This is a genomic window from Cryobacterium flavum (assembly GCF_900103805.1).
Lineage (GTDB): Bacteria > Actinomycetota > Actinomycetes > Actinomycetales > Microbacteriaceae > Cryobacterium > Cryobacterium flavum.
In genome coordinates, this window is sequence record NZ_FNIB01000005.1 from 40889 (window position 1) to 66541 (window position 25653).

A 25653-nucleotide genomic window follows, 5' to 3' on the forward strand; every position below is an offset into this window, starting at 1 on the left:
CATAGTGGGCTTTACTCCCGTAATGGACGCGTGAAACTCTAGTCTGAGTCCATGGAGAGAGATCAGGCACGCCGCGACACAGGTCGAGCCCTGCTGGAGTTTCAAGGCGCCGTGTTCGGGGCTCTGGTAATCGTCGGCACGGCGGTACTGCTCAGCCAACCGGCTGCCCTCAACCCGTTTCTCTACGCCGCCGGCGCTGGCATCATCACCGTGATCACCGTGATCACCCTGATCTGGCACAATCGGCCGGGTCTGCAACGCTTTGCGGTGCTGCTCCCGCTTCTCGACCTGCTCGGTATTCGGTTAACCGCGCACGCGGAAGACGCAACGCTCTCGGGCGGCGCCCTGCTGCTGATTCTGCCCATGATTTGGATCGCGTACTCGTTCGGCGTGCGGGGTGTGCTAGCTGGCGTTGCCCTTCTCGTGGTCACAAGCCCGGTGGGACTCTTGCAGGCCTACGGCGGAGACATGGAACCGGGCAATTTCACCCGCATCGTGGCCTACCCGCTGACGCTACTGATTTTGGCGGGGGCTGCAGGAGTGTCGGGAGCACGCATCCGTCGAAAAAAGGTGCAACTCGCGGCGCAGACCGCTCTCACCGAGCAAGCGGTGCAGGCCCGCGACGACCTGATCGAAGCGGTCACGCACGAGCTGCGCACTCCACTCACATCGATTCTGGGCAATGCCGAGTTGGTGCTGCACACGAATGATGCGCCGGCGGTTGAGCGGCGCGTCGGGGTAATCGTGCGCAACGCCGAGCAGATGGACACAATTCTCGCGGACCTGCTCCTCGCGCGCAGCACCGGCACGGCACTGCTGGGGCTGCACATCACGGCCACCGACGTGCGCGGGCTCATCGAGAACTGTGTCGCGGCAAGTCGCACAGCAGCCGACGCGCGCGGGGTGTCGATCGACGTGATCGCGTCCGACACGCTCTGGGCCGACGTCGACCCCAATCGCATTCGGCAGGTGTTCGACAACCTGCTGACCAATGCCATCAAATACAACCGGGTCGGCGGCACGGTGGTCGTGAGCGAAACCCGCACGGTCACCATGGCAACCTTCGCCGTCACCGACACCGGATGCGGCATAGCCCCCACCGACCATGCACGGGTATTCGAGCCGTACTATCGCACCGAATCGGCGCGGCGCTCGTCGCAGGACGGCTCAGGGCTAGGCCTTGGCATCAGCCGTGACATTGCGCGGCAGCACGGCGGCGACCTGCGCCTAGTCGAGTCATCCGCGCGCGGCAGCAGGTTCGAGCTGACCCTATCGCTCGCACCTGCTGGTCACGAGGACACCGTCTGGACGCGAGAATGAGCAAATTGTTGCGTGAGCACCCGTGAAGCAACATTTTTCTTATTCTCACGTACTGGGAGACCTTGGGTAGAGTTAGCTGACAGAGCAAACCGGGGGTTCGCGTGAGTACTGACCGCATCGCAGTCGTCATCGAAGACGACGCTGATGTCGGCGAAGTGATCGAGGCGATCCTCATCCAGGCCGGCTTCGACGTGAAGCTCGCCAGCACAGGCGCTGAAGGCATCGAGTTCGTTCGAGTTCATGCGCCGACGCTCACAACCCTCGACGTGAACATGCCCGGCATGGACGGCTTCGAAACCCTCAAACGCATTCGCCAAATCACCGCGAGCAGCATCATCATGATTTCGGCCTGCTTCGACGAGATCGACGTCGTGCGCGGCCTCAGCGCCGGCGCCGACGACTTCGTCGCTAAACCGTTTCGCATCGGCGAACTGCGCGCCCGCATCGACGCAGTGCTGCGGCGAGCGGCAACCGTGGCCGGGCTCGGCCCGGCCGATCCGACGCCGTTCGAAAACTCGCCGGGGCTCGAATCAAGCGGATGGCTACACCACGACGGTCTGCGCCTCGATAAAGCACGGCGCATAGTGGAGGTAGATGGGGCATCCGTTGTGCTGACCCGCAGTGAATTCGACCTGCTCGCGCAGCTGTTGCAGCCCGCCGACCAGGTGCACAGCAAAGCCAACCTGATTCTCGAGGTGCGCAGCGACAGTTACGCGAGCGGATTCCTGACCCACTCCGACAAGCGCGCGCTTGAGGTGCACGTGGCCAACCTGCGCAAGAAGATCGGGCCCGCCGACCGCATTGAAACGGTGCGCGGGGTCGGATATCGGCTCGCCGATGGTCCCTTCTGACCACGTACACGCTGCGCAGGAGGCGCGCTAGTACATGGGAGTTCGGGCCTGGCCGGAACAACTGCACCCGTGTAGTGAGTCGAGACAGAGGTAAGGAGAATCATGATTCATGACTAATCGTCGTAAGTTCACTGCCGAGTTCCGGGCCGAGGCCGTGGAACTGGTCATTTCATCAGACCGGCTGATCTTTTTACGCACATTCGCCACGTGCATCTCGAGGAAGCGCGGGTCGGAATCCGTCACGAGACCGCCCGTGGCAAAGCTATCGCCGCGCAGCTCGAGAATGGTCTTCGCCTTGGTGTGCACCCAATTGCCGGGTTGAAACAGGCTCGCCAGCAGGTCGAGCTCGCTGCGCATTAGCGAAACGACCGTGTTCGCTACCTCCACGATCCGACGGTCGACGTGCAAGCACAGGCCATCGCGCTGTAACCACCCGTTCTGTGTGGGCTCGGGCACTTCGACGTGTTTGGTCGGCGCACGTCGCAGGACCGCCTGCTCGGTCTGCTCGGTCTGCTCGGCGAACAAGGCCCCTCGCGACGCATAGAAGCGCCCGGTCTTACCGGTGCGGTGGCCAGAATGACCAGCGTCAGAGGAAACGCCGTGAGTTGGGCGAAATAAACGCCTCCCGTTGTAACGCCGGGCGATGACGCCAGAAAGCGGCCGGCTGAGCACCACTCCAGTTCCCACAAACACCAGAGCCCCGAACACAACACTCTGACATTCCAAAAGAGAACGGCCCGTGTGGTTCCTTGGCTGACCTGTTCCCAGGGGCTCAGCCCACGGTTACAGCAACTGATACGACAATTTTACCCCAGATGAGGGGGTAATTAAATTATGTTAATCCTGCGATCCGCAGGCTTAAATCTGCCGCAAATCCTGAGTCTGATCTGACACGCTCAGACGGCGACGTCAACTTGGTGCCGCAGACAGTCAGGAATTCTTGCGATGACGATTCTTCCCACCCGCCGTCGCTTCGCAGCCATCATGACCTTCTTCTCCCCTTGCAGGTTGGGTATCCACACGCGAAGCACAAGACGTTGTTCATTTGCGTCATGTTGTGACATTCCAAGCAGCTTCTGCTCGACGAGCAGCAGCACAGCTGACGCCTTCCCGACGACGCCTTCTTCGTCAGCGGGGCGAGTCGGCACGTTTCATGAGCGCTACCCCACGACGGGCACTACCTACGCGGTCGTAGTTGAAATAACTTCTTTTCTGGCCACGATTGGTAAATTTCGCCGTCTGGGTACATTTCACGGATCCACCTTTCTGAGTGGACCTCACGCCGCTGCCCGATCGCATATCTGGAGTGTCCTTGCGTAAACTCAACAATTTTGATAACCGAAAACACCAACTTGGGTCAGAAAAATCAACGACCCCACTGCCCAGCGTACATCCGCGCCCCAGCGACGGAAAGCTACTCCGAGGACGCCTGGGCATTGTCGCCACGATCATTTTCTGGGCGGTTTACGTCATCTACACAGTGGTGCGCGAGTTTCTCAACTCGGGCACGGCCGGTTTTCGTTTCACCACCGAGGCCCTCGCTTACGTAGTGATCGTGACCGTTCTCATGTTCTCGGCGCTCATGTATCTCATCTCACGCCAGGGTGCTCTGCAACGGTTTCGACATCACCAACGAGTGCCACGCAGCGTTCTCGACAACCATTTCACCGAAAACCACAGTGCACTGACCGTTCTCGTACCGTCGTATGCCGAGGAACCGTCGGTCATTCGTGCAACTCTCTGGTCGGCGGCACTTCAGGAGTACCCCACGATTCGACTCGTACTACTGATTGACGATGAGCCCAATCCGGCCGACCCTGCAGTGCAGCGTCGGCTGAACGAGACACGCGGAATTGCCAGCGAGATCAATGACGCATTGGTGGAACCAAGTCGTCGTTTTGCCGACGCTCTGCATCTGTACACACTCGAACTCAACGACTTGCCCGAGGTGACCGGCGACGCCGTCAGACGACTGTCCGCCCACTATCGATGGGCTGCACGCTGGCTCAAAACCCACACCAACGCAAACGATACGCGGGATCACGTTGAGAAGTTCTTCGTCGACGAGGTACTGGGCGGACTCGCTAGCGATTTTGGTCTCATCAGTTCGGCGCTCGACGCTGCCGCTTGGGAAGACCTAGCGCCGACACCGAAACGCATGATGGAGCTTCATCGTCGTCTCGTCTGGACGTTCACGGCTACCGTCGATACCTTTGAGCGCAAGCAGTTTTCATCGCTCTCGCACGAGGCCAACAAAGCTATGAACCTCAACGCCTATATCGGCCTCATGGGCGGCTGTTATCAGCGCGAAGAAGGCCCAAACGGCAGTATTCTCTGGCCGGTACTCGACGCGACCAATTCCAACTTCATTGTGCCCGATGCTGTCTACCTGCTCACGCTCGATGCCGACTCAGTGCTACTACGCGATTACTGCCTGCGGCTTGTCTACTTTCTGGAACAATCAGAAAACTCACGCGTGGCCGTCACCCAAACGCCCTACTCATCATTTAGGGGCGCACCGACCCGACTCGAACGGTTGGCCGGCGCCACTACCGACATACAGCACATTTTGCACCAGGGAATGTCGCACTACGGCGCGGCCTTCTGGGTCGGGGCCAATGCCGTCATTCGCAAACGCGCCCTGGAAGACATCGTTGAAGTCGAAACAGTCGGCGGCTTTGAGGTACGACGCTACGTGCAGGACCGCACCGTCATTGAAGACACCGAATCGAGCATCGACCTCGGCGTGCACGGCTGGAGTCTGGTCAACTACCCGGAACGCCTCAGCTACAGTGCCACCCCCCCGGACTTCGGATCACTCATCGTGCAACGCCGGCGATGGGCCAACGGCGGTCTGCTCATCCTTCCAAAATTTCTCAAGCAGGTGCGTGCCCGGCATGGAACCGACAACCCGGTGACACTTCTGGAGCTGTGCCTTCGGCTGAACTACATCAGCTCGATCGCCTGGGCCAACGTCGGGCTGCTGTTCCTGCTCGTTTACCCCTATGACAGCCGCCTGCTCAGCCCAACCGTGCTGCTGGCATCGCTACCATATTTTCTGCTCATGGGCAGCGACCTGCGCTACAACGGCTACAAATTCTCAGACGTTCTGCGCATATACGGCCTCAACCTCATTCTCTTACCGGTGAACCTCGCCGGAGTACTCAAATCTCTGCACCAAGCGATCACCGGAAAGAAGATTCCTTTCGCCCGCACTCCGAAGGTCAAGAGCCGCACGTCAGCACCCCTCCTGTTCGTTGTCGCACCCTACGCGATTGTCGCGTTCTCCGCATTCACCGCGTGGCGCAATACCTCGTCTGAGAACTGGGGCAACGCTCTCTTCGCCGCCGTCAACACGGTGCTTGCTCTCGCCACCATTCTTACCACCATCGGAATCTGGAACTCAATCGTTGACGTCTGGCTCGGTCTTACCAACTGGCTGTGGATCGAGAAGAAACGCAATCGCGATTTCGTTCCAGCGCAGACGGCGCCGCTAAGCCCTTCGCTCAATTGGCGTTCCGTGCTCTATCACGGTGAAATAACTGACCACCCACAACTCACCACACCCGTGCCAAAAAGTAGCGAAGTAGTTCGCTGGTCCAACGAAAAGGACTTTCTCATGCCATCAACCAGTCGCGAACTGCACTCGCGCGTCGAAGAACTTTCATGACCGAGCAGAGTGTCGCCGCGCCCACCTACGTTCGACCGACCCGCCGGCTAGGATTCTGGCGAATGACATTGGCCACCTTCATCGTGCTCGGCCTCACCGCCGGCAGCTTCGCTGGCTGGCAGTGGTGGACGGCCACCCGCGCCGTCGCCTCCTACGATCCGTGGTTCGCCAGCTATGTCGACGTGACCGCGACCCCGAGCTACGCCTTCGAATCGCCAACCACAACCGCACGAAAAAACGTTGTACTCTCATTCATCGTCGCCGCCACGGATGACCCCTGCGAGCCGACCTGGGGAACGGCGTATTCACTGGACGAGGCATCCGCATCCCTCGATCTCGATCGTCGACTTGCACGCCTCAGCCAACTAGGGGGCCATGCCACGATCTCGTTCGGTGGCGCCATCAACGACGAGCTAGCCACCGGCTGCTCCAATACCGCCAAACTTGCCCAGGCATACACCACAGTTATTGACCGGTACCAGACGTCGAACATTGACCTCGACATTGAGAACACAGCCTTATCGGATTCGGCCGCCGGTGAACGACGCGCCGCCGCAATCAAGACAGTGCAGGATGAGCAGGCAGCTGCCGGCAAACCCCTGGTGGTCTGGCTGACCCTTCCCGTGGCTCCACACGGACTCACTGGCGATGGCAAGCGGGCCGTCGAGCAACTTCTGGCCGCCGGGGTCGACCTCGCGGGTGTCAACGTCATGACCATGGAATATGGCGAAAGCAAGAAACTAACTGCGTCGATGGCGGATGCGTCGATCGACGCTCTTAACGCCACTCACGCCCAGCTCGCCGCACTGAACTCGGCCGCTGGCATCGCCATGACCGATGCCGATCTCTGGTCACGTATCGGTGCGACACCGATGATCGGACAGAATGGAACGGTTGACGAGGTCTTCGGACTAGCCGATGCGCGCACGCTGAATGCTTTCGCACAAGACAAGCAACTCGGCCGTATGTCGATGTGGTCGCTCAACCGGGATCGCGCCTGCAGCCCGAACTATGTAGACATTAAGCAGGTGTCTGACGCCTGCAGCGGCGTCGACCAGAACGACCAGAGTTTCTCCGACGTTCTCGGCGCGAAGTTCACGGCCATTCCCGGAAGCGCCCCGCCCCTCACTGGAGCAGCAGACGCGGCGCTCAAGCCTCAGGCAACGACGGCGCCAGTGGCCATCATCAAAGACAACCCTCTGACCAGCCCGTATCCGATCTGGTCAGCCGACACGACATATGCCAAAAACACCAAGGTTGTGCGCAACAGCAACGTGTACGAGACCAAGTGGTGGAGCCTGGGCGATATCCCCGACAACGCCGCACTGCAAGCATTCGAAACTCCGTGGGAGCTCGTTGGCCCCGTGATGGCCACCGACACGCCGCAGGTGCAGATTCTTCTACCAGAGGGAAGCTACGCTAACTGGTCGCCGACCAAAATCTACGAGGCTACCGAGCGCGTGCTACTCGCAGGCGTGCCCTACCAGTCGAAATGGTGGAACCAAGCCGCCAGCCCGAGCGCCACAGCACTCAACGGCGAGACCGGTCCGTGGCGCCTGCTGACAGCGGCCGAGGTGACGGAAAAACTGGCGCAGCAATAAGAGCATCCGGCTCGACGAGAGCACTCTCACGCGCTTGAGCTGAAGCATCCCCTCGGAAACCGTCAAGGCGAATGAGGCCAGTGGGAGTTTAGGCAGCTGGTTCGAGCCCGGCATTCTCGGTGGGTTTATGGGCTGGTTTGTTGATCCATGCCGTCGCGGGAATGGACAGGATCTTTGGTGCGTGGCTGGTTCATGGTCGCTGTTCGGGCGGTGCTGATGGCGTTTCGGGCAGTCAGCAGCACGCCCAACGCGGCGTGGTCGCCGGTGTGTGCGCGGGACGCGATCACCCGTTCGACGGGCAAGGCGAGCGCTTGGCGGGCGGCGAGTTCAGCGTCGATCTGGTCGGTCTTGCCGACACGGCGAACACCGCGCTTGGGAGGTCGTGTTTCGGCGACGGCGATGCCTTCCCATGTCAACAGATCATTAAACTGGGCGCCATAGGACCCGGTGCCTTCCATCGCCACCAGCATGCGCCCAGGCGCATGGCGCAGCATCCAGGCGTGGGCGCGTTTGAGCCCGGCCGGGCTCGTCGGGAACGTGTCCCCAGCCTGCTTGGCGCCGTCGGAATCGAGCACCACTAATGCGTGGGTTTTGGCGTGCGTATCGACGCCGATGACATGGTCGAACACCTGTGAGACGATGGTCACCATAACTTCTTCATCATTGAAAATGCGGGTGCTATTACGTGCCGGTCTGGGATTCCTCCCGGAGAACGGTCAGAGGCTTAGTGAGTCACACTCCTGCAAGCATCAAGACCAACCTGCCAGCCGATAACCATTACAGAGGTTAAGGAACATCCGGTCGAGCTTCAGGTCCGCGTTCTCTTTGCGCAGCCGAAGCAGTTCCCTCGACGAGCACATGTTCTGGATCGCTCATGATCCTTGTCCTTCCTCATAGATGAGGACAAGTATCAAATGGCCGGCTGGATTGCCCAGGTTCGTGGCCATCACTCGCCGCTGATCTGGGCTTTCAGGCAAACATCGGCATAATCCGAACACCAGAACAATTCAAGAATGCGGTCTCCGCCCGCAACTTGTGAACTTCCCGCTCGAGTTCCTTCAAACGAGCTCGCTCCGACATTGTCAAATCAGTCTCTGTAACGCCCTTGGCCTCGCGGTACTTGTTGAGCCAGTTCCGGAGAGTCTCGGGGCCGACGCCGTACGCGGTAGCGACGGCCTTGATCGGTTTGGACGTGTCGATCACCTCGCGGCACAGCTCATCTGTGAACTCCTAAGTGAAACGCCTATGTCCTGCGGTCATGATGATCTCCACTTTCAGTGAACCCTCATTCTAAGAGGGCCCACTGTCCAAGATATCCGCGGCAGTTCCCACTAACCCAGCATGCGATAACTGCGTGGACAAATATTACTCACTTTTTCTTCTGCGCCGTACTCCCCGAACTGGGTTGTTCATACGGAAATTTGACCCGTCTTATTCTGCTAAATTTTTTTTTAGAAAGTTAATTAGCTTACTTAGCAAAGTTTGTCACTCTGTTTTATACCAAGCGTGTCTTGTGATGAATATATGTGCGGCGCATCGGATACAGATTAAGTTTTTGGTGGAAACTTTTTGGCAGGTGCATGACGCTTATTTGTCTCGTTTTACATGGTGGGGAGAGGGCACAAGTCTGCGGCTCTGGTCGGTCCTGCGTGTGCCACATCTCGTCTGATCTTCTGACTCACGCGTTCCTCTTGTAGATACCGGGTGTTGTCGAGCCCTTCTTCGACATGCCTGTGCAACGAGATGCACCGGCTCGGTTTTACCTGTTGACCTGTCAGTGACGTGGCGAGGGACCCGCGGCGGTACCCGGGAGTGATCTCGTTGGGGAGTTGCGTAGGGACTCGTGTAGACGCCGCTCGGCAACATCTTCGACTTCACAAGGAGAACGTCTCGTGCGTACACAACCTCAAAATGACATAGCTGAGGTGAAAATGTTCGCCAAGCGCAGATCGGCGCTACGGCACACAGCCACGGAAGCCAACATCACCTCAACGACTATCCACCCCGCTCAGATCGAACCGGGATTTCACACGAGCACAGTCTGGACCACCACCCTCGCTATTGCTAACGGGCTACCGTGTGCGAAACTCTCATGACGACGTATATTCCCGACCCTGACGCTTTCTTCCGAGATATTAACGCTGGTATATGGAAAGATATCCGCCAGTTTTTCCCTGCCGATGAATGCCAAGCGGGCATGTTGTCGACACTCACTGGCGGTGAAGAATTACGGTCTGCGCATATTTTCACTGACGCGTCTGGTGTAGCGTACTTTCGTGATGCTGGCAACTTGATGTTCAGCATTAACGACATTGAACGCGCAGAAAACGTGCTGGTCATCGCGTCCACCTACAACGAAGCATTATCAGACGTGGACGATGACACGCTGGGTGGCGCCGTGTTCACACACATGGCGTGGGTGTGTAACGGTGTTCACAGCTCACCGGTCAGTGTGGGGTTGCTGCGTCAATACCTCGGGAAGCTCATAGACGCCAGAAAAACTGCACGCCACATTACACACAGCTCCTTCGTAAAAGGATGGGAAATCACTGGCGAACCGGGCGGTCGTTGACAGGTACCACGATGGCGCATGATTTAGGTGTACAGCCGCGCAACACCCTCGCCGAAGACACGTCCGCCTAGCAATTACGAGACCTTTCAGTGCGTCTCATTCACCCCAACCTGCCCTGACATCGAGCAACACTCATTAACACGTTTCTTTATCCCGAACGGGGGGAGAATCGAAGAGATTCAACCTGCTTAATATTGCTATCCCTGTAATGGAAAATAAACGATCTAATTAGGTACTATCTCTGCGCGATATACACCATTCGCGACGTCTGACGACAATGCGAGCGGTACACCGAGAGCAGATGACGAGTCCCCGTCGGAATTCTTTGACTGCATATGGTGCTGCGCTTTATCGCCCTCACCTCCCTTAGCTTCGACGACGATTTTCGTCCCGTTCGCCTGCCCCGGTGTGTCCGTCATTGAGATGCGCAGTAAAGCGCCGGCCTCAATCATGCGCTGTGCTATGCGCCGGGGGCACAGGATCATTTTTTCCGCTTCACCTCATCATCAACCAATATGAAGTTCCAAAATGCGCAAAATTACCAAGGTCAGCGGCATCGTTGCCACCGCGGCTCTCCTCCTTGCGGTAGGTCTTTCGCCTGCGATGGCAGCAACCGAACCCGTGAACGCGACTATTGCCGGCGGCGCCCTGGTCGCGAGCACTCCGAGCCCCACCATGAGCAGTGTGTTGCTGGACGGAACCACCACGACCTCAACGGGGAGCACTGCTACAGACTGGAGCATCAGCGACCCCCGTGGAACCGGGGCGGCATTGAGCCGCACTACCGCCGCCACCGCCTTCACCAGCGCGGCTGGCGCCGCGGACTCAGTAGACTACGCCGAGGATTGATCATCCAAAGTGCCACCGTGCAGGGCGACACCTCGGTCGTGGACGGCGAAACCGCCTTCCGGGTGGACGTCGTTCATCGCCAAGGGGTGCGCATTTACCTCACTGTTGCGGGCACCGCTGTCAAGTCCCTGGAGCCTGGCGACCTGAGCTGGGAACAAACCGGCGGGGCAATCACGTTCACGCTTCCCCTGCACAACACGGGAAATACCATCCTGCACCCCACCGCCACCCTTGACGCCAGCGGATGGCTTGGAGCGGACCGTGAAGTCAACTTTGACCAACCCGAAAGTGTACTGCCGGGGTCGAGGGTGGAGCTGAACGCCACACTCGAAGGAATACCTCCCATCCAGGTCGGGAGCGCAGTCGCAACTATCGTCTCAGAAGCCGGCACGGATCACGTTCGGACCCAGATCGGCTATGCCCCGTGGGCGATGATTGGTGTAGCCGTTCTCCTGATCGCCGCTGGCTGTTACGGCACTGTGCGCCTGGCCCGTTTTATTCGTCGCGCGCGACACGCGATCGCTGAAGTTGCCCAAACGGAATCGGATGCCCTGGCGGCAGAGGATGCGATACTGCCCAGTGGCCGCGTGAGACACCGCGGCACATAGTTCGTGTCGATGCCAGAGCCTTGCGGCAGGAGTCATAAGCCATCGCGAAACTACCGGTTGGGTCGGTATCCGCGGTCAGCCGGGACGACGCGAGATGCCGAACGGCTTCCTGCAGCATGAGGTCGGCCAAGGCGCGGTCGGCTCGCACTCTCTCGATGTGACCTCGAGCGATGAGATCGTCGACTCCGGCTCGGCCCTGGTGCCAGCGCGTAATCACGATGCCCGCAGATCGAGTTGTACAAGTGGCCGAGCCTGCACCGTTCTGATAAATCCGTCGTCAGCACGCTGCCATCGGTTCGGTGAGATCACGTTGATGCTCACCTCACGACCCAGCATTTTCGTCGCCTCGAGTGCGATGGGGTAGAACTGGCTGGGTTCTACATCGCCGACCACCAGCACGTCAATGTCGTTCGGATCGGTCCCCGGCTCGCCGTTCAGGCGAGCGGCCCACGAACCGTAAATGTAGGCAGCATCGATACCGGGCCGACCGCGCAGCAGATCGGGAATGACGACAGTCGGCCCATAGCCGTAGGTGACTATCTGCTTCAGGGCTGCGTAGAGCGGATGCTCCTCGTTGGCACGGATCATGCGGTTGCGTCCCACGCGGCGTTCGGTCAGATAGCCACCCCGTACGAGACGATCGACATCTCTGAGGGCAGTGGGCAACGTGGCCTCAGCCAACCGCGCAAGCTCACTCACGGTGACCTCGCGCTGGGGGTGCGCGAAGAGCTGAGCCAATAGACGTCCTTGGGTGTCAGACCGCAGGATTGGGCTCAGCAGAGGGACAGACGGTTTCATAAAAGAAAGCATATGCAATCTTTATTGAAAGTCAACTGGGCGCCGCGTAATCTCGAATCACTCGTACCAACGAAGCCGTTCCGTATTGCGCGCCGGCGAGCGGTCGCTGCCGCGCTAGGTGCTGGCCAAGGGCAAGGACTTGGGCTGCGAGACCGTCAGGGTCCTCGACCAGCGCCCGAGCGTCGATTGCCTGGTGAAAGTTCGGCCCGCTTCGGGAGAGCAGCGCAAGCCAGACGTCTGCCACCGTGGGGCACAATGCCATCGAACCGGTGGCACTCGTCACCGACCACCCGGCGGCGAGCGCCGCAATGCGGGGTGTGCCGGGCAGCCCGGCACAGACGGCGGTCACCGTCTGTGCCACCAACATGCGCTTTCTCTGGGTGTGTTCGTCGCCCATCACCGCGTCGGGATGGACCGTCGTACCGCATGCTCCGCACACTCTGGGGTTCCTAACTGGCCGGGTGGCCCGCGTTATTGCATCACATCGCCGGAGTTTGGCCCCAGGTTCTGCCCCACGTACAGGTTTCCTCCCGGTTCGCTGGCCAGCAGCAGGGCTGTTGGGGCGACTTCGGCCGCGATGCCGAACCGCCCGAGGGGCAGCTCGGCGCGCTTGGCGATCTTCCATTCTTCGGAGATGCCCTGCACGAGCGGGGTTTCGATGGGGCCGGGAGCAATGCTGTTGACGAGCACGTTGTCGCCCGCGACCTCGAGTGCCAGCGATTTCGTGAAGGCAACGACCCCGGCCTTGGCAGCCGCGTAGTGGCTCAGGCCGGTACCACCCTTAATGGCGAGCTGGGAGGCGATGTTGATGATGCGGCCCCATTTCTGTTGGCGCATCTCCCCCACTACCTCTCGGCAGCACAGGAACACCCCGGTGAGGTCGACCGCGAGGGTCTCGTTCCACATCGCGAGGGTCATGTCTTGTATCGGTGACTCGGTGAGCAGGCCGGCGCTGTTGACCAGGATGTCGATGGTGCCCAGGCGTTCCCGTGCCAGCGCGAAGGCCGCCCGCACGCTGTCTTCCTGCGAGACGTCGACGCCGATTGCTAATTCGTCGGTGCCCGCGCGATCGAGTACGACCACACGATCGCCGTTGGCGATGAATGCCTGGGCGATGGCCCGTCCGATTCCGCTGCTGCCGCCGGTCACGACGACTCCGCGCCCGGTGTGATTCATTTTCAGGCCCTCATTTTCACGGTGAGCCCACCGTCGACGATCAGGGACTGTCCGGTGACATAACCGGCATCTGCCGAGGTGAGAAACGCGATGACGCTCGCCACCTCGGCCGGCGTGCCGACACGGCCCCACGGAATGTCCTTGCCGGCCTGGGCGAGACCGTCGGGGCCGAGCGAATTCACCGGGTCGAGTGACTGCGGGGTCTCAATGAGCCCGGGAATCACCGCATTGACGCGAATTCCCTGTGGTCCCAGTTCTACGGCGACACTACGGATCAGGCCGAGTACGCCGGCTTTCGCCGCTGCATAGTGCGCGTGGCCTTGCCACCCGTAGACGCCACCGGCGATGGACGAGGTCGCCACCATCGCACCGCCCTCGGTCATGCGATCGGCCGCAGCTCGCAGGGTGCGCAGCACGCCGGTGAGGTCGACGTCGAGCATGTCGGTCCAGCGGGCATCCGTCATCTCCGTGAGCGACGAATTGCGCAGGATGCCCGCATTCGCAACCGCATAATCGAGCCGCCCATACTCGTCGACGGCCCGCTGCGCGAAGGCATCAACGGATGCCGTACTGCGCACGTCGACCTCGTGCACGACTGCTTCACCGCCGGCGGCTTGCACCAGCCGCAGCGTTTCTTGCGGATCGTGCGGGTCTCCCGAAAATGAGCCAATGATGCTGCGCACCCCCAGACCGGCGTAGTGCACCGCTAGCGCCCGACCTATACCGCTCGCAGCTCCGGTGATGATGGCAACGCGGGGCTCAGGCACGCTGGGCTTCCCGCTCGTTTTCCGACTCGATGGCGAGCGGAGCTTCTGCCATGGGCTTGGCGGCGATCATGAGCACGCCCGAGATGAGGGTACCGAGGGCGCCAACCCAGAGCGCGGCGGTTCCCGTGTTGGCTCCGGCAGCGACGGCGGTGAAGAGCGCGCCGCCGAGGACGATTCCGGGCTGGCTCATCGCGCCGATGAACGCCGTGCCGGTGGCGCGGCAGCTCACCGGATAGCACTCCGCCATGAAGTACTGAATAGCCGCGTACGGGCCAACGAGAAAGAAGAGGCCGGCGCCGAAGCTGGCGACGATGGTCACGGGGCTGTTAGCGAGGGGGCTCAACATGATGGTGAAGGCGACCGATGCGAGAATCCAGCCGCTGATGATGGTGCGCTTGCGGCCGATCTTGTCGCCGAGCCACCCGTGAAACACGTAGCCGAAGTAGGCCAGGGCGTTGATGACGATGAGCATCCAGAAGGCGTCGGAGAGTTCGACACCCTTGGCATTCTTGAGCACGGAGCTTCCCAAAATGCTGAAGATCATGATGCCCATGAAGTTGAAGATCCAGGCGAGCGAGAACACGATCGTGTTGCGTCGCAGGTGCGGCTGCCAGATGAGTTTGAGCGGCGTGGTCGAGGAGTGCTCGACGCCATACGACCCGGCGAGCAGGTGGGCCTCTTCGGTGCGCCCGGCCTTCTCGAGGCGGGTGAGTTCACTATGCAGTTCGAACTGGGGAGTTTCTTTGAGCTTGCGCGCGATGGCCCACACGATGAGCGCGGCGGGGATGGTGGCCATCAGATATAGGGCGCGCCAGCCGAAGGTCGGAAGAAAGGCCAGGGCGAGCGCACTGGCGAGCAGAAAGCCGAGCGGCCAGCCGCCCTGAATGAAGGAGTAGCTCAGGCCAGGGCGCTTGCGCTTCTTCTCGTCTTCGGTGACCTGGTAAACCTCGTTCATGTAGGTCGCGTTGACGGCCTGCTCGGAGAACCCGAGACCGCCAAAGGATCGCACGATCACGAGCAAGCCACTGCTGAGGAAGGCCATTCCGGTGGGGATGATGGCGGTGAGACCGGAGACGATGGCCGTACCACCGACGGTGACCATCATGCCCTTGCGGCGTCCGAGGCGGTCGATGACCGGGCCGACGCCGAAGCACACGATCGCGGTGCCCACGGCGATCCAGGTGTTGATCGCGTAGGCTTCCGGCGCCGTCCACCCGAAGGATTCCTGCATGGCGGGAAGGAGAGTGCCGAACAGTCCGTAGTCGAAGACGGCAACGGTCCAGGCCAACAGCGCCAGAATCGTGGCGGTGCGGGTCTGCTTCACGGTGAAGGCGGGAAAACGACGTTTCTCATTGACGCTTGGCGCCGTGAGATCGAGGGTGGAGGATTTCAGTTTCATGCGGAGGGGACCTTTCGGGGGGAACGGGCGAGGAACGAATCTGCAATCTGGTCGAAGGTGTTCCAGCTGACGCCTTCGTAGGAGTTGAAATGCTCGATCAGGCGCTCGAGCATGAGGAGCACTTGCGGTCGTCCGGAGACGTCGGGGTGGATCGTCATCGTGAAGACGGCCTGATCCATTTCCCGGTAGACCCAGTCGAACTGGTCTTTCCACATCTGCTCGATATCGCGTGGGTTCACGAAACCGTGCGAGTTCGGGGCGGCCTTGATGAACATCATCGGCGGCAGGTCATCGAGGTACCAGTTGGCGGGAATCTCCACGAGGTCGGTCTCGATGCCGCGCACGAGCGGCTCCATCCAGGTCTGGGCGTCCTTGGCGTAGTCGATCTTCTTCCAGCTGTCACCAACACGCACGTAGTACGGCTCGAAGTCCTTGTGCATGAGCGAGTGGTCATATTTAATTCCGCGTTCGAGCAGAATTTCATTGGTCACCGAGGAGAACTCCCACCACGGGGCGACATACCCCGTGGGCCGACGGCCCGAAACGTTCTCGATCAGTTCGATGGAGCGGTCAAGGATGGCGGTTTCCTGCTCACGGGTCATGGCAATCGGGTTCTCGTGGGAGTACCCGTGCACACCAATCTCGTGGCCCGCAGAGACGATCATTCGGGTCAGCTCGGGAAACGTCTCGATTGAATGCCCCGGAACAAACCAGGTGGCGGGCAGGTCGTACTTGTCGAACAGGCGAATAAGCCTCGGCCCCCCGACCTCGCCGCTGAACATGCCGCGGGAAATATCGCACGGGGAGTCTTCACCGCCATAGGAGCCGAGCATTCCGGCGACGGCGTCGACGTCCACTCCAAATGCGATTTGAATATCTTTCTTCATGAATGTGCCTTTCGTGTGGAGTGAACGTACAGAGAATCGGAGGTTTTGTCTGGCGCTGGAGCGGCGCCGTGCACGGCGAAAGCTTGGGCAATGTCGTCGTGGTCGCGGCCGAGCAGCAGGAGCAGGCTGAGCAGAATCATCGACTGCGACGGCCGCAGGAGGCCAGACGGGATAGCCCCAGCCGCGACCAGGTCGCGCCCCCCGCCGGCACCATAAACCGGGATAACAGGGCCGGCGCTCACCCGTGTGCTCGTCACAACCACGGTTCCGTGACCTGCGGCTTCGGCGACGGCGGAGCACAGGGCGGGGTTGGCATTGCCGCTGCCCGTCGCCTGCAGCACAATTCCGCCAGCCCCCGCAGCAACGGATGCCCGCAGCAAGACGCCGTCAGCCCCCGGGTAGGCAGAGATCACGTCGACTCGCAGGGCCTGGTCACGCGGGACGGCTGGGAGCGGAAGTGGCGGCATCCGCTCGTTCGAGCCAGTAATGACGACGTCACCGACGGCGGTCACGACACCCGCCGAGCCGAAATCGGGGTTGGTGAAGGCATCCAGGGCGAAGGTGTGCGCCTTACGCACGCCACGCGCCGCAAAGATTTCGCCGGCAAAGACGATGAGCGCTCCGAGGCCAGCCGCGTCGGGCGACCCGGCCACCGCTATTGCAGCGGCCAGATTGGCGGGACCGTCGGGATCGGCTGCGTCGGCGGATTTCTGGGCCCCGGTGAATACCACCGGGCTCAGATCGTCATGGGTGAGGTCGGCCAGATAGGCAGTCTCTTCCATGGTGTCGGTGCCGTGCGTGACGACGACGCCGCGCACGGTTGGATCGGCGAGGGCGATCTTGATCTGCGCGCAGATCGCGATCATGTCGTGGAGGGTCAGCAGGTACGACCCCTCACAGGCGACATCAATGACCCGAACCGGGTAGGCAAGCGGGGCGTCGAGGGCGTCGAGAATCTGCGATCCAGCGTCGGCGGCGACGGCCGCACCACCTTCGGCCGGGAAGGCTCGCGACGAGATCGTTCCCCCGGTCGCCAGCAGCACCACGTGGGTGCCGGCACGATCTGTCATGTTTTCTCCGAAAGTCGTTACCCAATCGATTGGGTTATTGGTGAAAAGAATATTTACCCAATGTTTCAGCCGACTGCACGCTTCGTTGCGGGTAAGTAACGTCTGCTACCCAATCGTTTGGGTAGCGAGGTGCTCAAACTATAGAATGGGATCAGCAGGCGCGTCAAGCTTCAGCTCGGGAATGGAAACTGGAGACAGCGACATGACAGACATCAGACCGGGGTCGGTCACCCTCAAAGACCTGGCCGCTGAACTCGGTCTGCATCCGTCGACGGTGTCTCGAATTCTGCACGGGGAATCCGACACAGCGCGGGGGGCTGCCGCTCCAGCTACGGCCCAGCGCGTGCGGGATTTGGCTAAGAAGGTGGGATACTCCCCCGACCCTCAGGCCGCCAGCCTTCGCACCCGGCGCACGCACCTTCTGGGCGTGATCGTTCCGCGGCTCTCCGACCTCGTTCTGGCCGTTATGTATGAGGGAATCGAGGAAGCGGCAGACGACGCCAACTACTCCACCTTCGTCATGAACTCCCGCGACGATACGGCGATGCAGCGGCGCAAGGTGGAGGTGATGCTGTCGCGGCGGGTGGACGGCCTGATCATCGGCGACGCGCACCTCGATGGAAACATTCTCGACGAGCTCAGCGTACGCCAGGTGCCCTTCGTGCTCATGAACCGTGCGATTGCCGGATTCACCTCGGCGACCTGCGACGACACCCTCGGCGGCGCACTGGTGGCCCAGCACCTGTGGGACCGAGGTCACCGAGTTGTCTCCGTCATCGCCGGTGAGAAATATGCCAGTACCGCGGTCGATCGAACCAGCGGTTTCATCTCACGTTTTCGCGCTCTGGGCGGGGCGATTCCCGAGAGCGCGATTGTCTGGGCTCCCTTTGACACGATGGGCGGTCGGGCCGCGGCCGACACCATTCTGCGCAACACAAATCGTCGACCAAGTGCGATCTTTGCGGTCAATGACTTCGCCGCCATCGGTGCCATGGGCGCGGCGAACTCTCTCGGGCTGCTCGTGGGCCGGGATCTGGCGATTGTGGGATTCAATGACACGTCGCTGGCAGCGCAACTGCCCATCGCGCTGTCGTCGGTGCGGTCACCGATGCTCGACATTGGCCGGGAGGCAGTGAAACTGCTCCTCGGCGTACTCAATGCCGACCGGGTAGAGTCGGTTCGACTTGCCCCCACCCTGTGTGTGCGCGCCAGCAGCGATTTTGAGCGGACTGCGACGTAGGGACGGCCGCTCGCATTCCTGGGCGCTGCACCGGTGCTGGCGGCTGGTCGGCATCCGCTGGGACTGGTCGTTCTGATCGGTAAACTGAGTTCGGCTGGCAGCGACGCCTCGTGAGGGCAACGATCGGCTTTACCTGGGGGTTCAATGGTGTCTGCAGCAATTTCGAGCTCGCGAGTGGCCGGGGGCGCGCTGGTCGCGGGCCGACGTCGGAGGGTCGCGTAGCGGCACCCGCTTGCCGCGCCCAGGTCGCCGCACGGCCGCTATTGCCCACCGGTATGCTCGGAAGATATGAGATCACGGTTTCCGCGCAAGGTCTTTGAGGTGGGCGACGAGCCCGATCCGCGCTTCAGCCTCGCCAACGAGCGCACCTTTCTGGCCTGGATTCGAACGTCGCTCGCGCTGCTGCTCGCTGGCGTTGCGTTGGAAGCGCTGGATGCCCCGATTCAGGCCGAGATTCGCCTCGCCTCCGCGCTCATCTTCATCGCCCTAGGTCTGGTGTCGATCGTGCACGCCTGGTGGTCGTGGGCCGCAACCGAGCGGTCCATGCGGCTGATGCAGCCGCTGCCCGGCCTTGCCGTCGGAGCCATCATCACCAGTGGCGCGGCCATCGCCATCGTCGGCATCATCGTCGGGAGCCTGCTGGTGTGAGCGGGATGCGAATTTTCGAGTCGGGGCTGCAGCCGGAGCGCACGCTTCTAGCGTGGCGACGCACCTGCCTCGTACTCGCGCTGGGAGTCGCCGTCTCGATTCGATTCGGTGCCATCGCCGACCCGCTGCTGGCACTGCTGATCGGCCTGCCCGCTCTCGCGCTCGTCGGCGCTGCCTATGCGCTCACGTCGATTCGCTACCACCGGGCCACACGGGCCCTGGTGGACAACCCGACCGCGGCCATCAGCGGGGGCAAGGCCGTGGCCGCGGTGACGCTCACCGCCCTGCTGATCGGGCTCGCTGCGCTCGTCTTTGTCGTCTCCCAGTCGGCTGTGCTGGCGGGCTGGGGCTAGATATCGACGAACTCGTGCGTCGCGCCTACTCGGATGCGGGGAGGACCGCCACCACGTCGATCTCGACCAGAATGTTGGCCAACTGGGAGCCGACCGTGGTGCGCACCGGGAACGGCGCGGTGAAGAACTCCTTGTAGGCCTCATTGAACTCGGCGAAGTCCTCGTTGAGGTGCTGCAGGTGCACGGTGACCTTGACGGAGTCGTCGAGGGTGAGTCCGCGCTCGGCGAGCACAGCGGAGATGTTGCGCAGCACCTGGCGGGTCTGCTCACCGACCGTGGCTGCCTTCTCGCCGGTCTCGGGGTTCTGCGGGCCAAAACCGGCACTGTAGAAGAACCCGTTGGCTACGATGCCCTGGCTGTAGGGGCCAGCCGGCTGGGGAGCGTTGGCGGTTCTGATGGTGATTTTCGTCATGGTGTTCCTTTCGTGGTGGGCGCGCGCCACGACAGCGGCGCGACACCCGTGATCATCCGAGCTCGCGAGAAATGAGCTCGGCAGTCTGTTGCATCAAGGGCAGGTGAGTTTTGAGTTGGGGCAGGTTTTGCACCATGCGGATAGCGGTCACCGACAAGGCACCGACGACACCCATCGACGAGTGGATGGGGACGGCAACGCAGTTGACGAAGTCCTCGAACTCCCGGTCGTCGGCCGCCCACCGCTGCTTCTTGACGATCTCGAGCTCGCGGTCGAGCGCGTCTCGAGAGGTGATGGTGTGCTCGGTGAATTTCTCCCAGGTCGACCCGGCCAGTACCGCGTTGCGGCCGCCCTCGTCGAGATCGGCCAGGATGGCCTTGCCGACGCCGCTGCAGTAGGGCAGCACGGCTTTGCCGATGCGCGAGTACATGCGCACACCGTTGGGATCTTCGACCTTGTCGACGTAGACGATGCTGCTCTCCATGAGCGCGGCCAGGTGCACGGTATTGCCGACCACCTTGTGCAAGCGGCGGATATGGTCGTGCGCTGCCTCTCTCAGGTCGAGGTTGTCGAAGGCCAGTTTGGAGAGCGAGATGAGGTGCAGGCCCAGGGTGTACTGGCCCGACTTGCGTCGGTGCACGTAGCCCACCTCTTCGAGTGATTGCAGCTCGCGGAACATGGTGGAGCGGTGCAGCTCGAACATTTGCGACAGTTCCACGACCGTCTTCGGCCCCTCCGCGATGGAGTCGATGATGAGCGCGGCGCGACGAACGCTTTTCGACATGTGACTACTTTCTCGTCTGAGGACCGAACCGGTTGATGCAAATACTGCAACACTGCGACGTTATCGCCCTATCGGGACCCGTCGTAATCCCCGACCGGCCAATTCGGAGGTGAGCTGGCCGTCGCGCAGCACCGGCCGGCCCGCGACGAAGACATCGTCGATGCCGGTGGCCAGCGCGAGCGGCGCTTCGTAGGTGGCATGATCGGCCACCGCGGCCCCGTCGACGACAATGATGTCGGCGATCTGCCCGGGTGCCAACCGCCCGCGCTCACCGAGTTCGAAGGTGTCGACCGGCCGGGTGGCGAGGTGCGCCACGGCCGCGGTCCAGGTGTAGAAGCCGTGTTCACGCACGAATTCGCGCAGGTAGCGGGCGAAGGTTCCGTGGGCTCGCGGATGCGGGTGCGCACCCACAAAGATGCCGTCCGACCCGCCGACGTGCCGCTCGTGCGAGAGGATGCGACCCAGCTCCTCGACCGGACGGGCGTAGCGCACAGCCATGATGGCGTTCACTTCAAGCCGCGAGGCCAGGAGCAGGTCGAGCGCGAAGTCGATCGTGTCGACGCCTGCCCGCGCGGCTCCCTCAGCGATCGTGAGGCCGTGCGCCCAGGCGTATTCGGGCGCCCGGATGTGGCCGAGGGTAATCATGGTGGGCCAGTCCGGCCCGAGACTTGGCTTCTGGTCGATCTGCGGGAACCACTCCCGGCGGAGCGCCTCGCGCGCTTCGGGCCGGGCCAGCTCGAGCAGAATCTCGTGCACCGGGCGAATCGCCAATTCCGGCGGCAACAGCGGCATGGCCAGCAGCGTGCATCCGCGGGTATAGGGGTACGCGTCAAAAGTGGTGTCGATGCCGGCGCCCCGCAACCGATCCAGCAGGGGAAGGAGCGTGTCGGCTTCGGCGTGAAAGTGCGAGATGTGGGTGCGCACCCCCGAGTGCCGGCTAATCGCGGCGATCTCGTCGACTCCGGCGGCCGAATTGGCCTCATAGCCGCCGCGCATATGGGTGACATACACCGCGCCGACGGCCGCGACCGGCTCGCACAGGGCAGCCAGTTCGGCGGTGTCCGAGTAGATCCCCGGCACGTAGTCGAGCCCGCTCGACAGGCCGATAGCGCCGTCACGCAGCCCCTCGGTGACGAGGTCGCGCATGCGGCCCAGCTGCTCCGGGGTGGCGGGCTCGGTACTGCGCGCCATCACCTCGTGCCGCACGGTTCCTGCCGGCACGAGGTAGGCCACGTTCAGCCGGGTGGTGTGATCGTAGGTGGCGAGCAGGTGGGCAACGCGCGGGCCCCGATAGGTCGGGTGCTCGCCGTTAATCGCGGCGAAGTACTCCGACGCGTAGGCGCCGTCTCCGGGCGCGTAGGAGATGCCGTCCTGGCCGCCGATGATGGTCGTCACGCCCTGGCGCAGCAGCGCGAGCTGCACCGCTGGATCGAAGACCTTGCCGTCGCCGTGCGAGTGAGCGTCGACGAAACCGGGCAGCAGGAGCCGGCCGGTGCAGTCCACATCTATGTCTCCGGGCTCGGCCGGGACCTCGCCGACGGCTTCGATGCGGTCGCCGCGCATCGCGAGGTCGCCGCGGTACGGCTCCGTCGCGCTGCCGTCGACGATCGTGCCGTTACGCAGCACCAGTCGGGTCATGTCAGGGCTCCAGTCGTTTGCCGGTCTCGGGGTCAAACAGGTGAACGGCGTCGCTGGCGAAGGTGATGCGGCATCCGCTATTGGTCGTGAACTGCTCTTCACCGGCGATGCGGGCGTAGTGCAGGCCGCGGCTGGCACCGACCCCCACGTCGACGGTGCTACCGACCGGCCCGGTCTTGACGCCCACGATGGTTTCGGCACCGAGGTGTTCCACCACAAGGGTGTGCGCCTCGATCGAGAGCAGGTCGCCGCTTGGCGAATCGAGCCCGATCTTCTCGGCCCGCACCCCCAGCGACACCGTCTGCAACCCCAGCGCCACAACGGATGCCGCCCAGCCGGCGGAATTTAGCACCGGCACATCGCCGACATAGAGCAGTCCGTCGCGCACCGTCGCCGCGAAGATGTTCATCGGCGGGGAGCCGATGAACCGGGCGACGAATTCGTTGGCGGGAGCGCTGTAGATCTCGGCGGGGGTGCCGTATTGCTGCACGACGCCCTCGTTCATGACGATGATACGGGTGCCCATGGTCATCGCCTCGACCTGGTCGTGGGTGACGTAGACGAAGGTTTTCTGCACGCGCGCGTGCAGGGCCGAAATTTCGGCGCGCATCTGCATGCGCAGTTTGGCGTCGAGGTTCGACAGTGGTTCGTCGAACAGGTAGATCGCGGGTTCGCGAATGATCGAGCGGGCAACGGCCACCCGCTGACGCTGGCCGCCGGAGAGTGCTTTCGGGCGGCGTTCGAGGTAGTCGGTGAGTTCGAGCATCTCGGCGGTGCGCTCGATCTTGGCCTTGATGTCGGGGCGCTTCAGTAGCCGTGACCGCATCAACGCACCCCAGAACGGCAGGTGGTGCCACCAGCGAAAGTTGTCCATGATGAGCGGAAATGCGATGTTTGCCCGCACGGTCATGTGCGGGTACAGCGCGTAAGACTGGAACACGAACGCGATATTGCGCTGCTTCGGGGTGAGGGCGTTCACAACGTCGTCGCCGAATTTCAGGGTGCCGGAGCTGATGTCGGTGAGCCCGGCGACCATGCGCAGCATGGTGGATTTGCCGCAGCCCGACGGGCCGAGCAGAACCAGGAATTCCTTGTCGTCGACCGTGGCGCTGAAGTCGCTGATGACGGTGTTGGCGCCATAGCTCTTGGACAGGGCGTCAAATGTGAGCGATGCCATCGGGGTCAGCCTTTCACAGAGCCGGCGGTGAGACCGGCGACGATCTTGCGTTGCATTAGAAGGAAAAAGATGGCTGCGGGAATCGTGAAGACGATCGCCCCGCTGAAGACCATGTCGAGCGGCGTGGTGAATTCGCCGATGAAGGAGGCGAGCCCGGTGGAGGCGACCCAATTCGCGGTGTCGTGAATGAAGGTGGTCGCGAACAGGTATTCATTCCAGCCGTCGAAGAAGGTGATGACGGCTGCCGCCGCGAGGGAGGGCGCGATCAGCGGGATGAACATGACCTGCAGAATCGTGAGGGCGTTGCAGCCGTCGACCCGCGCAGATTCTTCGATCTCGTAGGGCACCGTGTCCATCGCCGATTTCAGCAGGAACACCGCGACCGGCATGGCGAAGGCCGTGTTCACGAGCACGAGCCCGTAGAGCTCGTTGAGCAGCCCGAGGGTCATGAACATGGAATAGAGGGGAACGATGAGCAGGGCTTCGGGCAGCATCTGGGTGGCGAAGAAGCCGAAGGTCATCAGGCCCTTGCCGACGAACTTGTAGCGGGAGAGCGCGTAGGCGGCCAGGCAGGCCAGCAGCAGACTCAGCAGTGTGGTTCCCCCGGCCACCAGGGCGGAGTTGCCGAGCCAGCGCAAAAAGGGCGAGTCGCTCACGAGCACCTGGAAGATGTTCAGCGTGCGGCTGAAGTCGGGGATTATGCGCTGGTTGTTGGAGTAGAGATCGCCGACCGGCGTCATGGCCGTGTTGATCATCCAGAACACGGGGAAGCCCGCGAGGATGACGAGCACGAGGGCGAGCAGGCTGCGCACCCCGATGCTGAGATTGCGCCTGCCGATCATGATTCGATCCCGTTCGCTTTGGTCGCGCGTTGTTCGACGAAGAAGTAGACGACGGTGACGATGAGCGAGAGCAGCAGCCCCAGCACGCCGGCCGCCGCGGCCAGTCCCAGGTTTCCGTTATTGAAGGCCTGGCGGTACACGTTAATGACGATCGTCGTCGTCGCGTCGACCGGGCCTCCTCCGGTGAGCAGCCAGATGATCTCAAAGCGACGGAACGACCAGATCGTCATGAGCAGGGCGACGACGCGCATGGTGGGCGCAATCTGCGGCAGGACGATCTGTTTGAAGGTGGTGAAGGCATCCGCCCCGTCGACCCGGGTGGCTTCGTAGAGTTCCTCGGGAACGGACTGCAGGGCAGCGAGCACGATGAGCATGACGAAGGGTGCGAGCTTCCAGACCGTGGCAATGACCACGGCCAGCATGCCGTAATTGGGGTCGATGAGCCAGCCGACCTGACCGAGGCCGAGCCCCTGGGTGACGTCGCCGGCGATGCCGTTGGTGTCGTTGTAAATCCAGCGAAAGACCAGTGCGAGGGCAACGGTCGGCACAGCCCAGGGCAGCACCATGATGGTGCGGGCGATCGCGCGGCCGGGCAGAAACCCGTTGATGACGAGCGCAGAGGCCGTGCCGAGAACGAGGCAGCCGATCACGGTCGCCACCGTGTAGATGAGCGTCGTGTAGACGCTCTTCATGAAGGCACCGCTCGTGATGAGAGCGGTGTAGTTGTCGAAGCCCACGTAAGAACCGGCCGAGGGGTTGAGCAGTTTGCTGTTCGTGAAGCTGAGGTTCACCCCGGTCAGCAGCGGGAACGCCGTGAAGAAGAGCAGGTAGAGCACGGCGAGGCCGATGAAGATGTAGGGCGCCGAGCGCACGCGTTTCTTGGTACGAGCGGGCCGCGCCTGGGGCATTACGGAGACCATGCGACTCCTCGAAAAGTCGGGTGGAGAGCGACCCTGCTCGGGTGCGGCGGCTAAAAGCCACCACACCCGAG

26 protein-coding genes and 1 pseudogene are annotated in these 25653 nt (G+C 61.9%); 10 read left to right on the forward strand and 17 right to left on the reverse strand.

The genetic code is table 11. The features are described from left to right. Nucleotides 1-51: 51 nt before the first annotated feature. Nucleotides 52-1320 carry a sensor histidine kinase gene (locus BLS91_RS08240; protein ID WP_092340255.1) on the forward strand — a complete coding sequence of 423 codons (1269 nt, stop codon included), beginning with the start codon at nt 52-54 and terminating at the stop codon, nt 1318-1320. 101 nt (nt 1321-1421) lie between these two features. Next, complete coding sequence (locus tag BLS91_RS08245; protein ID WP_092340256.1) at nt 1422-2171, forward strand: response regulator transcription factor; 750 nt, start codon at nt 1422-1424, stop codon at nt 2169-2171. Nucleotides 2172-2198: 27 nt separating this feature from the next. Here the strand turns inward: BLS91_RS08245 and BLS91_RS08250 are convergent, their stop codons facing one another. Then, nucleotides 2199-2696, reverse strand: coding sequence for a response regulator transcription factor (locus BLS91_RS08250; protein WP_092340257.1), 498 nt, complete (start codon nt 2694-2696; stop codon nt 2199-2201). Between the two features lie 371 nt (nt 2697-3067). Next, nucleotides 3068-3268 (reverse strand): hypothetical protein, encoded by a 201-nt coding sequence (locus BLS91_RS08255; protein WP_134505235.1) that lies wholly within the window; start codon nt 3266-3268, stop codon nt 3068-3070. Nucleotides 3269-3654: 386 nt separating this feature from the next. On the opposite strand from BLS91_RS08255, the gene BLS91_RS08260 reads away from it, so the two are divergent. Further along, nucleotides 3655-5841, forward strand: coding sequence for a glycosyltransferase family 2 protein (locus BLS91_RS08260; protein ID WP_338061555.1), 2187 nt, complete (start codon nt 3655-3657; stop codon nt 5839-5841). Continuing rightward, complete coding sequence (locus BLS91_RS08265) at nt 5838-7442, forward strand: hypothetical protein (protein WP_092340259.1); 1605 nt, start codon at nt 5838-5840, stop codon at nt 7440-7442. The genes BLS91_RS08260 and BLS91_RS08265 overlap by 4 nt, the downstream gene beginning before the upstream one ends. Nucleotides 7443-7567: 125 nt before the next feature. Here BLS91_RS08265 and BLS91_RS08270 read toward each other — a convergent pair whose 3' ends face one another. Further along, nucleotides 7568-8092: an IS110 family transposase gene (locus BLS91_RS08270; protein ID WP_092340260.1), complete on the reverse strand. Its 525-nt coding sequence runs from the start codon at nt 8090-8092 to the stop codon at nt 7568-7570. A 346-nt stretch (nt 8093-8438) separates the two neighbouring features. Beyond that, a pseudogene (locus BLS91_RS08275) lies at nt 8439-8657 on the reverse strand (transposase); the annotation flags it as partial. A gap of 877 nt (nt 8658-9534) precedes the next feature. Between BLS91_RS08275 and BLS91_RS08280 the strand changes: the two are divergent. From BLS91_RS08280 to BLS91_RS08290, 3 genes are all read left to right on the forward strand, one after another. Then, nucleotides 9535-10014 carry a hypothetical protein gene (locus BLS91_RS08280; protein ID WP_134505234.1) on the forward strand — a complete coding sequence of 160 codons (480 nt, stop codon included), beginning with the start codon at nt 9535-9537 and terminating at the stop codon, nt 10012-10014. A 528-nt stretch (nt 10015-10542) separates the two neighbouring features. After that, nucleotides 10543-10863, forward strand: a complete 321-nt coding sequence (locus BLS91_RS08285) for a hypothetical protein (RefSeq protein WP_092340263.1) — start codon at nt 10543-10545, stop codon at nt 10861-10863. Next, on the forward strand, nt 10860-11471 hold the full coding sequence (locus BLS91_RS08290; protein ID WP_092340264.1) for a hypothetical protein: 612 nt from the start codon (nt 10860-10862) through the stop codon (nt 11469-11471). Before BLS91_RS08285 ends, BLS91_RS08290 begins: the two co-directional genes overlap by 4 nt. A gap of 213 nt (nt 11472-11684) precedes the next feature. On the opposite strand, the gene BLS91_RS08295 is transcribed toward BLS91_RS08290, so the two are convergent. From BLS91_RS08295 to BLS91_RS08325, 7 genes are all read right to left on the reverse strand, one after another. Beyond that, complete coding sequence (locus tag BLS91_RS08295) at nt 11685-12209, reverse strand: hypothetical protein (RefSeq protein ID WP_092340265.1); 525 nt, start codon at nt 12207-12209, stop codon at nt 11685-11687. A 91-nt stretch (nt 12210-12300) separates the two neighbouring features. Beyond that, nucleotides 12301-12636 carry a hypothetical protein gene (locus BLS91_RS08300; protein WP_134505233.1) on the reverse strand — a complete coding sequence of 112 codons (336 nt, stop codon included), beginning with the start codon at nt 12634-12636 and terminating at the stop codon, nt 12301-12303. Between the two features lie 104 nt (nt 12637-12740). Continuing rightward, nucleotides 12741-13445 (reverse strand): SDR family NAD(P)-dependent oxidoreductase, encoded by a 705-nt coding sequence (locus BLS91_RS08305; protein ID WP_092340267.1) that lies wholly within the window; start codon nt 13443-13445, stop codon nt 12741-12743. 2 nt (nt 13446-13447) lie between these two features. Beyond that, nucleotides 13448-14212: an SDR family NAD(P)-dependent oxidoreductase gene (locus BLS91_RS08310; protein ID WP_092340268.1), complete on the reverse strand. Its 765-nt coding sequence runs from the start codon at nt 14210-14212 to the stop codon at nt 13448-13450. Continuing rightward, nucleotides 14205-15611 (reverse strand): MFS transporter, encoded by a 1407-nt coding sequence (locus BLS91_RS08315; protein WP_092340269.1) that lies wholly within the window; start codon nt 15609-15611, stop codon nt 14205-14207. The genes BLS91_RS08310 and BLS91_RS08315 overlap by 8 nt, the downstream gene beginning before the upstream one ends. Then, nucleotides 15608-16498, reverse strand: coding sequence for a polysaccharide deacetylase family protein (locus BLS91_RS08320; protein ID WP_092340270.1), 891 nt, complete (start codon nt 16496-16498; stop codon nt 15608-15610). Before BLS91_RS08320 ends, BLS91_RS08315 begins: the two co-directional genes overlap by 4 nt. Continuing rightward, nucleotides 16495-17568, reverse strand: a complete 1074-nt coding sequence (locus tag BLS91_RS08325) for an asparaginase (RefSeq protein ID WP_241983086.1) — start codon at nt 17566-17568, stop codon at nt 16495-16497. The genes BLS91_RS08320 and BLS91_RS08325 overlap by 4 nt, the downstream gene beginning before the upstream one ends. Before the next feature lie 202 nt (nt 17569-17770). Between BLS91_RS08325 and BLS91_RS08330 the strand changes: the two genes are divergently transcribed. The 3 genes from BLS91_RS08330 to BLS91_RS08340 all read left to right on the forward strand — a co-directional run bounded on the left by BLS91_RS08330 (nt 17771) and on the right by BLS91_RS08340 (nt 19809). Continuing rightward, entirely contained in the window at nt 17771-18808 is a 1038-nt protein-coding gene (locus BLS91_RS08330) for a LacI family DNA-binding transcriptional regulator (protein ID WP_092340271.1), read from the forward strand. Nucleotides 18809-19096: 288 nt separating this feature from the next. Further along, nucleotides 19097-19456: a YidH family protein gene (locus BLS91_RS08335; protein WP_092340272.1), complete on the forward strand. Its 360-nt coding sequence runs from the start codon at nt 19097-19099 to the stop codon at nt 19454-19456. A 5-nt stretch (nt 19457-19461) separates the two neighbouring features. Next, nucleotides 19462-19809 carry a DUF202 domain-containing protein gene (locus BLS91_RS08340; RefSeq protein WP_092340273.1) on the forward strand — a complete coding sequence of 116 codons (348 nt, stop codon included), beginning with the start codon at nt 19462-19464 and terminating at the stop codon, nt 19807-19809. A 25-nt stretch (nt 19810-19834) separates the two neighbouring features. On the opposite strand, the gene BLS91_RS08345 is transcribed toward BLS91_RS08340, so the two are convergent. The 6 genes from BLS91_RS08345 to BLS91_RS08370 are packed head-to-tail and all read right to left on the reverse strand — an operon-like array spanning nt 19835 to nt 25582. Beyond that, nucleotides 19835-20221, reverse strand: a complete 387-nt coding sequence (locus tag BLS91_RS08345) for a RidA family protein (RefSeq protein WP_092340274.1) — start codon at nt 20219-20221, stop codon at nt 19835-19837. A 52-nt stretch (nt 20222-20273) separates the two neighbouring features. Continuing rightward, nucleotides 20274-21005, reverse strand: a complete 732-nt coding sequence (locus BLS91_RS08350; RefSeq protein ID WP_092340275.1) for an IclR family transcriptional regulator — start codon at nt 21003-21005, stop codon at nt 20274-20276. A 60-nt stretch (nt 21006-21065) separates the two neighbouring features. Then, nucleotides 21066-22643: an N-acyl-D-amino-acid deacylase family protein gene (locus BLS91_RS08355; RefSeq protein WP_092340276.1), complete on the reverse strand. Its 1578-nt coding sequence runs from the start codon at nt 22641-22643 to the stop codon at nt 21066-21068. Nucleotide 22644: 1 nt separating this feature from the next. Further along, nucleotides 22645-23820 carry an ABC transporter ATP-binding protein gene (locus tag BLS91_RS08360; RefSeq protein ID WP_092340277.1) on the reverse strand — a complete coding sequence of 392 codons (1176 nt, stop codon included), beginning with the start codon at nt 23818-23820 and terminating at the stop codon, nt 22645-22647. Between the two features lie 5 nt (nt 23821-23825). Continuing rightward, nucleotides 23826-24662: a carbohydrate ABC transporter permease gene (locus BLS91_RS08365; protein ID WP_092340278.1), complete on the reverse strand. Its 837-nt coding sequence runs from the start codon at nt 24660-24662 to the stop codon at nt 23826-23828. Next, complete coding sequence (locus BLS91_RS08370; RefSeq protein WP_092340279.1) at nt 24659-25582, reverse strand: carbohydrate ABC transporter permease; 924 nt, start codon at nt 25580-25582, stop codon at nt 24659-24661. Before BLS91_RS08370 ends, BLS91_RS08365 begins: the two co-directional genes overlap by 4 nt. Nucleotides 25583-25653 lie beyond the last annotated feature (71 nt).

What these genes read in the sequence shown, in the direction of transcription:
- BLS91_RS08240 (WP_092340255.1), top strand. Translation starts at nt 52, where the DNA reads ATGGAGAGAGATCAGGCACGCCGCGACACAGGTCGAGCCCTGCTGGAG.
- BLS91_RS08265 (WP_092340259.1), top strand. Translation starts at nt 5,838, where the DNA reads ATGACCGAGCAGAGTGTCGCCGCGCCCACCTACGTTCGACCGACCCGC.
- BLS91_RS08270 (WP_092340260.1), bottom strand. Translation starts at nt 8,092, where the DNA reads ATGGTGACCATCGTCTCACAGGTGTTCGACCATGTCATCGGCGTCGAT.
- BLS91_RS08280 (WP_134505234.1), top strand. Translation starts at nt 9,535, where the DNA reads ATGACGACGTATATTCCCGACCCTGACGCTTTCTTCCGAGATATTAAC.
- BLS91_RS08285 (WP_092340263.1), top strand. Translation starts at nt 10,543, where the DNA reads ATGCGCAAAATTACCAAGGTCAGCGGCATCGTTGCCACCGCGGCTCTC.
- BLS91_RS08300 (WP_134505233.1), bottom strand. Translation starts at nt 12,636, where the DNA reads ATGTTGGTGGCACAGACGGTGACCGCCGTCTGTGCCGGGCTGCCCGGC.
- BLS91_RS08305 (WP_092340267.1), bottom strand. Translation starts at nt 13,445, where the DNA reads ATGAATCACACCGGGCGCGGAGTCGTCGTGACCGGCGGCAGCAGCGGA.
- BLS91_RS08315 (WP_092340269.1), bottom strand. Translation starts at nt 15,611, where the DNA reads ATGAAACTGAAATCCTCCACCCTCGATCTCACGGCGCCAAGCGTCAAT.
- BLS91_RS08320 (WP_092340270.1), bottom strand. Translation starts at nt 16,498, where the DNA reads ATGAAGAAAGATATTCAAATCGCATTTGGAGTGGACGTCGACGCCGTC.
- BLS91_RS08325 (WP_241983086.1), bottom strand. Translation starts at nt 17,568, where the DNA reads ATGACAGATCGTGCCGGCACCCACGTGGTGCTGCTGGCGACCGGGGGA.
- BLS91_RS08330 (WP_092340271.1), top strand. Translation starts at nt 17,771, where the DNA reads ATGACAGACATCAGACCGGGGTCGGTCACCCTCAAAGACCTGGCCGCT.
- BLS91_RS08335 (WP_092340272.1), top strand. Translation starts at nt 19,097, where the DNA reads ATGAGATCACGGTTTCCGCGCAAGGTCTTTGAGGTGGGCGACGAGCCC.
- BLS91_RS08340 (WP_092340273.1), top strand. Translation starts at nt 19,462, where the DNA reads ATGCGAATTTTCGAGTCGGGGCTGCAGCCGGAGCGCACGCTTCTAGCG.
- BLS91_RS08345 (WP_092340274.1), bottom strand. Translation starts at nt 20,221, where the DNA reads ATGACGAAAATCACCATCAGAACCGCCAACGCTCCCCAGCCGGCTGGC.
- BLS91_RS08350 (WP_092340275.1), bottom strand. Translation starts at nt 21,005, where the DNA reads ATGTCGAAAAGCGTTCGTCGCGCCGCGCTCATCATCGACTCCATCGCG.
- BLS91_RS08355 (WP_092340276.1), bottom strand. Translation starts at nt 22,643, where the DNA reads ATGACCCGACTGGTGCTGCGTAACGGCACGATCGTCGACGGCAGCGCG.
- BLS91_RS08360 (WP_092340277.1), bottom strand. Translation starts at nt 23,820, where the DNA reads ATGGCATCGCTCACATTTGACGCCCTGTCCAAGAGCTATGGCGCCAAC.
- BLS91_RS08365 (WP_092340278.1), bottom strand. Translation starts at nt 24,662, where the DNA reads ATGATCGGCAGGCGCAATCTCAGCATCGGGGTGCGCAGCCTGCTCGCC.
- BLS91_RS08370 (WP_092340279.1), bottom strand. Translation starts at nt 25,582, where the DNA reads ATGGTCTCCGTAATGCCCCAGGCGCGGCCCGCTCGTACCAAGAAACGC.